Source organism: Paraglaciecola polaris LMG 21857, assembly GCF_000315055.1.
Lineage (GTDB): Bacteria > Pseudomonadota > Gammaproteobacteria > Enterobacterales > Alteromonadaceae > Paraglaciecola > Paraglaciecola polaris.
Window position 1 is genome coordinate 44,072 of sequence record NZ_BAER01000039.1, and the last position, 7,748, is coordinate 51,819.

A 7,748-nucleotide genomic window follows, 5' to 3' on the forward strand; every position below is an offset into this window, starting at 1 on the left:
TCAACGCTCATTGGTTATATGGCTCGATTGATTTTATAAGGAAGAACACGATGGGGTATTGGTATCTCAGCGCAGCAATTATTGCCGAAGTCATTGGCACACTGGCATTAAAAGCATCAGACGGATTTAATCATGCCTTCGCTAGCACCTTATGTGTTATCGGCTATGCTACGGCCTTTTACTTTTTGTCTCTGGTGCTTAAAACCATTCCTGTGGGCATTGCCTATGCCATTTGGGCGGGCATGGGGATCGTACTGATCGCCACCATAGCTGCGGTGATGTCCAAAACCTTACCGGACACACCTGCTATTATCGGTATGTTGCTTATTTTGGCCGGCGTTATCGTGATAAACCTGTTCTCCAATACAACAGGGCATTAGCAGCGCCTTGCTGTAATGCGCAGTAAGGTCAATTGGTGCTTATCTTATTGAGTCTGTGTTAATTGACTGACAGGCAATAACCCTATCCGCCGGTCGATCTCCGCTAACAACGTCTTATATTCAGGGCTATCAACTTGTTTAAAACGCTCTGTAAATGCGGCTTTATTTAGGTTCTCAGGCAAACCTGCGGTATCCGGAAAAAACGGACTTTCACTGCTACTAGCAGCTAACAGTCGCTGTAAGGCGAACGCACGCTTTTCATCTGTGGCCACTTGGGCAAAATTGACCCCAGCATGATCAGCGGCTAAATCGATAAAGCTATAACCGCTGCCTCCCTCGCCTCGGTCCATCAACTCTTTAAATTCTCCGATAGCAGCCGTTAAGCCCTGCTCAGACAAGACTTTTATCGCGGCAGAAAATATAAAATGTTGGCTTAAATCAGAACGCCCCATTAATGTCGGCATAATACGTGGCGCGGCGATGCGTTTTGGCTGAGGCTGCACATTACCAACAAAATTGGCAAATCTGTGGTGACCCGCATAGGTCGCTATCGCCATAATTGCCGCTTCGTTTTCTTCACCAGCGGTATCCGCCGCTGAACGACTCATTGCCTCAACAAACAAGGGCTGAATATAACGCGCCAAAGACTGGGAAGACGGCCGTTTACCCACATCTAAATTTGCTAAAAAACGCAAATAATGTGCCGTAGCCAAACTTAAATCCGTGTCGACACTGATATCTCGCTTAAGATCTTTTAGATTACGTAAAAATGCATCTAAAGGGCGCATGGCAATGACCATACTGCCTTGAAACATACGTATACTGTCAATTTGTTGCACAAATTGACTGGCTATCGTGCTGTCTGTCCACCCATCTGCTAACCACACTAATGTTGCCAATGTCTCTTTACCTGGCAGCACAATGCTACCTAAGCGCACTTCTGATAACTGTAATCCAGTCCCGGGGAGAATTAGCGCGCTAAAATTAATATAACGACCAATGGGATTACGTGGCAGTTGATAGCTAGCCGAAATACTGCTTGCTACTGGGGTGATATTGACCTGTCCTTGAAACTGCTCTTTGGCGCGCTGTAGAAAACCAACCAAACTATTAAGCTGGTTTTCACTCAAAGGTATTTGCTGATCCAAAGTGCGGTCCTTAACACTTTGCTGTATTTGCTCAATTAACTCTTTTACCGAGTCAGCATCATCAACCTGAGTCGCGCTCGCCGATACAACGAGGGGTTTATCTTCTACGCTGGCAATAAACAATACCGCAGCCAAACCAACCACGATCAACAATAAAATAACGAAAACTTTGAAAAAACGCAGCAAACTGAGTCCTTGCATACTAAAAGAGTGAATATTGCAAAGCGAACTATACGTCCGCCATATTACCTTTGCTTTCTAACCATGACTTACGATCACCAGCACGTTTTTTTGCTAGCAACATATCCATGGTTTCCATCATGTCGACGGGATCTTCTATGGTCAGTTGAACCAAACGTCGTGTATTCGGATCCATTGTGGTTTCGCGTAATTGCAGTGGGTTCATCTCACCCAAGCCTTTGAAGCGCTGCACGTTCACTTTACCGCGTTTTTTCTCCGCGGCGATGCGATCTAAAATCCCTTGTTTTTCCCCCTCGTCTAAAGCGTAAAAAACCTCTTTACCAATATCGATGCGAAATAAAGGCGGCATAGCCACATAGGCATGTCCATTGTCGACTAACGCCCTAAAGTGCCTAACGAATAAAGCACATAACAAGGTGGCTATATGTAATCCATCAGAGTCAGCATCTGCGAGAATACACACTTTATTGTAACGCAATCCACTTAAATCATCAGAATCTGGGTCGATCCCAAGGGCTACAGATATATCGTGGATTTCCTGAGAAGCCAGTACTTGTGATGAGTCAACCTCCCAGCTGTTTAAAATTTTACCTCGCAAAGGCATGATGGCTTGAAACTCACGGTCTCGTGCTTGCTTGGCGGAGCCACCTGCAGAGTCCCCTTCCACCAAAAATAATTCGGAACGCCCGGTATCTTGTGTCGAACAATCGGTTAATTTCCCAGGTAAAGCTGGACCTTGAGTGACTTTTTTACGCGCGACTTTTTTGCTTTGACGTAACCGTGTCTGGGCATTGCTGATACACATTTCAGCCAATTGCTCGGCAATAGCTGTATGTTGATTCAGCCATAAACTAAACGCGTCTTTAACAATCCCAGATACGAAGGCTGCGGCCTGTCGTGATGATAAGCGTTCTTTAATTTGTCCAGCAAATTGTGGGTCTTGCATCTTAGTTGACAGCACATAGCTACAGCGATCCCAAATATCTTCTGGGGTTAACTTAATACCACGGGGTAATAAGTTGCGGAATTCGCAAAACTCACGCATCGCCTCCAACAAGCCTTGGCGTAAGCCATTGACGTGGGTTCCGCCCTGAGCCGTAGGAATAAGGTTAACGTAACTCTCGGTGATCATTTCACCGCCTTCAGGCAACCAAATAACCGCCCAGTCCACCGCTTCCGTGTTGCCGCTCACAGCACCAACAAACGGCGCTTCAACTGGCAACGTCATACTTTCGCCAACAGATTGATACAAGTAGTCTTTTAAACCGTCTTCAAAATACCATTCATGACTTTCTTTGCTGACTTTGTCGTCAAAACGAATGCGTAATCCAGGGCATAACACCGCTTTTGCACGCAGCACATGCAATAATTTAGTCACTGAAAATTTGCTTGAATCAAAATACTGAGGATCCGGCCAAAAATGCACTCGCGTACCTGTATTACGTTTACCACAGGTATCGATGACTTTAAGATCTTCAACCTTGTCACCATTTTCGAAAGCGATTTGATACACACTCCCGTCACGACGAATACTGACTTCAACCCGCTTTGAGAGCGCATTGACCACAGAGATGCCCACTCCATGCAAACCACCAGAAAATTGATAGTTTTTGTTGGAGAATTTCCCCCCGGCATGCAATTTGGTCATGATTAATTCGACGCCAGATATGCCTTCCTCAGCATGGATATCCACTGGCATACCACGCCCATCGTCCGTCACTTCTAATGATTGATCAGCATGTAAAACAACTTTTATCGAACTTGCAAACCCGCCGAGTGCTTCATCCACACTGTTATCGATGACTTCTTGGCTAAGGTGGTTGGGCCTTGTGGTATCTGTGTACATACCTGGGCGACGTTTGACCGGGTCAAGGCCATTTAAAACTTCAATTGCATCTGCGTTATATTGATTAGACATAGTTCTTATTGTAGTTGTGGGTCGTTAACGAAAATTACCTGACGATATGCTCGAGTCGTTGCGTTCATGTTATACCAAGCTTCATTTAGTCTTGCAGCAGAAACTGAAAAATATCTGTCAAGAACCGCTCATATCCCTGAAAGCTATGATCCCCACCCTGCTCTATGGTCACCTTCGCCCCCAAATATTTTTGCTCAGCAAGTCGATAGTCTAGAGTTTCGTCTTCCGTTTGCAATAAAACCCAATAATTTTGCGGTTGGGCTAACGTGGGGGTATCGAACGTCTTCAGGTCGTGAGTATGAGATTCGCGCAAACTAAATTTCTGCTCGGTATAAGGATTAACGTGCTCACCTAAATAATCGGTTAATAAATTGTATGGCTGCACCGCAGGATTTATCAACACCGCTTTGCCACCATATCGTTCAAGCAAATAACTGGAAAAATAGCCTCCCATTGAGCTGCCAATAAATCCCAGTTTCGAATTTGGGTGCTGCGCTACCAATTCGTCCAGCATCTTCGCGGCGGGCTTTGGGTGATTATCCAGTTGCGGAATATAGAATATTAAGTCTGGATAGTATTCATCCACAAACGCCTTAGTTTGCTGGGCTTTCACTGACTGAGGCGAGCTTAGAAAGCCGTGCAAATATATAATCACTTTTTCACGTTTGTTATACGTCATGAATATTCCGTTAAATTCTGATGATATGACTGTCGACTAGGCCATTATTATTCAGGCTGATGACACGATAACCAGGTGCTTCTTCGCTGGTTGAAAACTGGGCACTTATCGCCCATTGCCAACACGTAGAGGGTGCTGACAAGTACCAGCAATGTTCATGCTGGCGATGACTAGCGTGATGTATATGCCCGTAAATGACAGCTTTAATTTGCTGATGTTTGCTCACTTGGGCGACAAATGTGTCACTGTTGTGCCAAGGATGGTTATCCATCCAACCACCACACGCAAAGGGGTGATGATGCACCACCAGTAAATGGTGCGCTTCTGGGTTCATGCTGACTTGCTGGTTTATATAATCAAGCTGGTTGGTTGATATTGCTCCAGCAGTACCTTGCGCCTTTGTGTTTAAGGCATGAATTCGCCAATATACCCCAGCACTTCGTGACACAGGCCAACCTGCAGATGCGTTTAACTCTTTATCTAAACTGGCCAGATCATCGTGATTGCCAGGTATAACGAGTAAAGGTGCCGATATCTCACTTTGGCTCCACAAATGGGAAAAGTGTTGATAGCTGGTTAAGCTTTCATCAGCGCTAACATCGCCACTGACTATTACCAAATCCGGACCATTTTGCGCAACCTTTGCCAATACAGCCTCAAGGCTCACATAAGGATTAATGCCCTGATAACTGATTTCGTGTTTATCTGCGAACAGATGACAATCTGAAATTTGCGCAATCTGAAAACTCACACATACCTCACGGCGACTATACGCTCGTTGCGTAAAGTTGATCTTTGTATTTAGAGCAAAATAATAACCATTCACTCAGAAATAGGTTGACCATTTCTTTTTCATTTTTTTGGTACATTTTTATATTGGGGTATTCATAACTCGGCTTTAGCGCCCCAATATGCTGAGATTCGATAACCTCAGCGAGTTGAGCATCGTGGTACAGACGTATACGCACCACTGGTCGCATGTAATCAGGTCCTACAATAGACTCCTGAGACATTGCCACAGTGCTAGTGTAACGACTGCACTCAAGGATTTTAATACTGTAATTAAGGGTGTTATTAACCTTAAATTGATACTCAAGATCTTCGGTATCGCAATCTGGTAATAATTTAATTAAGCGTACATAGTTTAACGCGCACACCCGCTGAATGCTCGGCAGGTGCGGTACATATTTACGTTTTAAATTGTATTCATTGTTTCCAGTCATCAAGTACTCGTTGTTTATTCATAGCAAACCATTGCAGCGCAATCAGTGTGGCTGCATTATCGATCTTTCCTTGATTAATCCACTCTATCGCTTGATCTTCTGGTACTCGGTGTACCAAGATATCTTCACTTTCGTCATCCAAGCCATGCACGCCTTTCGCTTGACTCGCATCAACTTGCGCCACATAGATATGTAATCGCTCGGTCGTACCGCCTGGACTGGCTAAATAACTAATGGCTTTTTTAAGATCCGTGATTGTCACGCCCGCTTCTTCTTGCGCTTCTCGGTAACATACATCTTCCCCAGTCTCTCCAGGGTCGATGATACCAGCCACAATCTCTAACAACCATGGTGAATTCGAGGTGGCTAATGCGCCAATGCGAATTTGCTCAATCATGACGAATTCTTTTAATATGGGATCGTAAGGCAATACCGCAACGGCATGACCCCGTTCAAATATTTCTCGCTCAACGGTTTCGCTCCAACCGCCTTTGAATAATCTGTGCTTAAAATGGTATTTCACCATCTTAAAAAAACCTTCATAAAGCGGTTCTTTGCAGGTAACTTCGACATCTTTGTGAGAAAACTGCTGAATTTTGGACATAATCCCTCTTTAATATTTGAACTCTAGTAGCATATAGTGAAGCAACATTTACCAGTCGATGGCTAGTATAATATTCTGTTACACTTGAGGACCTAGTTTTACGTCTAGATGTTTCGTGTTCGCACTTAATGTCTTTAAACTTTAGCCTCTTTATACTCGACATATATAGAACATAAAAATAACAGTATCGCTGCCACAAGCAAAATTCATCAAGGAACCCACATGAAAAAAACACTTCTTTCGCTATTGATTAGCTTTGGCGTATCGTCTCACGCATTCGCTGATGACCTATTAGGCGTATATCAGCAAGCATTGCAAAACGATCCCGCTACATTGCAATCACAAGCCAGCAGAGAAGCGGCTTTTTCTGATATCGACATCAGCCGGGCTGGTTTGTTGCCGCAAATATCCCTGACGTTAGAAGCGGCAGAAACGTACGGCGATTTAGATCGCTCTACCAATGATGCGACCCTAAATCTATCACAAACCATATACGATCGTTCGCTTTGGGTTGGCTTAGACCGCGCCGAATTGGTTGCCAGTCAATCTGATGCCAACCTTGCCTTGACCATGCAGAATTTGATTTTACGTACTGTTAGCGCCTACTTCGACACCTTACAAGCACAAGACGATTTGGCCTTTGCTCGCGCCGAGAAACGCGCTATCGCCCGTCAACTTGAGCAAACCAAGCAACGTTTTGAAGTGGGTTTAACCGCCATTACTGATGTACATGAAGCACAAGCACAATACGATACATCCGTCGCTGCAGAAATCAGTGCTGAAAACGCAGTGGAAACCAACCTTGAAGCCCTTCGTGAAATCACGGGTATTTATTACCCAGATTTAAACGTGCTTAACACTGAGCAGTTCTCGGCCAGTTTACCGACGCCGGCTAACGTAAATGATTGGCTGAAAATGGCCGAAGAACGCAACTTGCAGTTATTGGTATCAAACGCCAGTGTGGATATCGCAAAATTTGATATTAAAAGTGCCCGCGCCGGTCATTATCCAACTGTTAGCTTAGGCGCCAGTGCCAACAGTAACGATACTGACGGCTTTGCTATTAACCCTGGTGCTGGCGGAAATGATCGTTTTAACACCTACGGCGTACAGTTGTCTGTTGACGTACCTCTATATACAGGCGGTCGCGTATCAGCCAGCGTTGAGTCTGCGAAACATAGATTTGTTGCCACCAGCGAAGATCGTGAACGTATTCATCGTTCCGTTATTCGTAGTATTCGTTCTAACTATAACGATGTGAAAGCGTCAATCTCACGTATTAAAGCCTTTGAACAGGCGGTGATTTCAGCGCAAAGTGCGTTAAAAGCCACTGAAGCCGGTTTCGATGTCGGTACACGTACCATAGTTGATGTGCTAAACAGTACCCGTAACTTGTTTGATGCCCGTCGTAATCTATCAAGCGCCCGTTACGGCTATGTCATTAGCGTACTTAACCTTAAGTTAGCTGCAGGTACGTTATCCGTTGACGACGTTACTGATATCAACCAAGGCTTAACGGCACAACTTAATTAGTCGATGGGTTAAAGGCGGATCATTTATGATGGGCCAAATAACATAAAAAAAGCAGACTCAGG

General features: G+C 44.6%; 8 protein-coding genes. 2 read left to right on the top strand and 6 right to left on the bottom strand.

What is annotated here, in order from left to right:
* Positions 1-50 precede the first annotated feature (50 nt).
* Positions 51-380 (top strand): DMT family transporter, encoded by a 330-nt coding sequence (locus GPLA_RS07670; RefSeq protein ID WP_007104296.1) that lies wholly within the window; start codon positions 51-53, stop codon positions 378-380.
* Between the two features lie 44 nt (positions 381-424).
* Here the strand turns inward: GPLA_RS07670 and GPLA_RS07675 are convergent, their stop codons facing one another.
* The 6 genes from GPLA_RS07675 to nudF form a co-directional block, all read right to left on the bottom strand.
* Positions 425-1,714: a hypothetical protein gene (locus GPLA_RS07675; protein ID WP_007104297.1), complete on the bottom strand. Its 1,290-nt coding sequence runs from the start codon at positions 1,712-1,714 to the stop codon at positions 425-427.
* A gap of 43 nt (positions 1,715-1,757) precedes the next feature.
* Complete coding sequence (gene parE / locus GPLA_RS07680) at positions 1,758-3,647, bottom strand: DNA topoisomerase IV subunit B (RefSeq protein ID WP_007104298.1); 1,890 nt, start codon at positions 3,645-3,647, stop codon at positions 1,758-1,760.
* Positions 3,648-3,732: 85 nt separating this feature from the next.
* Positions 3,733-4,326: a YqiA/YcfP family alpha/beta fold hydrolase gene (locus tag GPLA_RS07685; RefSeq protein WP_007104299.1), complete on the bottom strand. Its 594-nt coding sequence runs from the start codon at positions 4,324-4,326 to the stop codon at positions 3,733-3,735.
* A 10-nt stretch (positions 4,327-4,336) separates the two neighbouring features.
* Complete coding sequence (locus GPLA_RS07690; RefSeq protein WP_007104300.1) at positions 4,337-5,077, bottom strand: metallophosphoesterase; 741 nt, start codon at positions 5,075-5,077, stop codon at positions 4,337-4,339.
* A gap of 16 nt (positions 5,078-5,093) precedes the next feature.
* Positions 5,094-5,549 (bottom strand): DUF1249 domain-containing protein, encoded by a 456-nt coding sequence (locus tag GPLA_RS07695; protein WP_007104301.1) that lies wholly within the window; start codon positions 5,547-5,549, stop codon positions 5,094-5,096.
* Positions 5,533-6,153 carry an ADP-ribose diphosphatase gene (nudF, locus tag GPLA_RS07700; protein WP_040514171.1) on the bottom strand — a complete coding sequence of 207 codons (621 nt, stop codon included), beginning with the start codon at positions 6,151-6,153 and terminating at the stop codon, positions 5,533-5,535. Before nudF ends, GPLA_RS07695 begins: the two co-directional genes overlap by 17 nt.
* A 222-nt stretch (positions 6,154-6,375) precedes the next feature.
* On the opposite strand from nudF, the gene tolC reads away from it, so the two are divergent.
* On the top strand, positions 6,376-7,686 hold the full coding sequence (gene tolC / locus GPLA_RS07705; protein WP_007104303.1) for an outer membrane channel protein TolC: 1,311 nt from the start codon (positions 6,376-6,378) through the stop codon (positions 7,684-7,686).
* The last annotated feature ends 62 nt before the right edge of the window (positions 7,687-7,748 follow it).